The following is a 751-nucleotide window of genomic DNA, read 5'->3' on the forward strand; positions in this document are numbered from 1 at the left end:
ACAGTTCCAGCCGTTACAGAACCAGTGCTTTTTCCAAAACAAGAGGCATCGGTTTTAGAGGATACGCCTAAAGCTAAAGCCGCTGCAGGCTGTCCTATTGTAACAGAATTGGATTGTGAAGAACAGCTATCGGTAACAGTTAGGGTATAAGTTCCCGCAGGAAGGTTTGAAACAGTTGCTGATGTTCCAACTTCAGTTCCTCCGCTATTTTTCCAAGAATAGGTTACAGTTCCAATTGCGTTTGTTACGGTTCCCGCTGTTACGCTTCCTGTGCTTTTTCCAAAGCATGAAGCATCCGTTTTAGAAGATGTGCCTAAGGCTAACGCCGCTGCAGGCTGTCCTATTGTAACAGAATTGGATTGTGAAGAGCAGGTATCTGTAACGGTTAATGTATAAGTTCCCGCTGGAAGATTTGAAACAGTTGCAGTAGTTCCTACCACCACATTTGCACTGTTTTTCCAAGAGTAGTTTACCGTTCCAATCGCGTTTGTCACAGTTCCAGCCGTTACGCTTCCAGTGCTGGCACCAAAGCAAGAGGCATCGGTTTTAGAAGATGCGCCTAAAGCTAAGGCCGACGCAGGCTGTCCTATTGTAACAGAATTAGATTGTGAAGAACAGGTGTCTGTAACGGTAACCGTATAAGTTCCCGCCGGAAGATTTGAAACAGTTGCAGTAGTTCCTACCACGACATTTGCACTATTTTTCCAAGAATAGTTTACCGTTCCAATCGCGTTTGTCACAGTTCCAGCCG

1 protein-coding gene is annotated in these 751 nt (G+C 45.3%); it reads right to left on the reverse strand.

Features of this window, described 5'->3' with window-relative positions; genetic code table 11:
• A partial coding sequence (locus JC605_RS23620; protein WP_198858533.1) for a hypothetical protein occupies positions 1-751 on the reverse strand: 751 nt, incomplete at both ends.

Origin of the sequence: Flavobacterium sp. IB48 (assembly GCF_016405855.1) — a bacterium.
GTDB classification, from domain to species: Bacteria; Bacteroidota; Bacteroidia; order Flavobacteriales; family Flavobacteriaceae; genus Flavobacterium; species Flavobacterium ginsengisoli.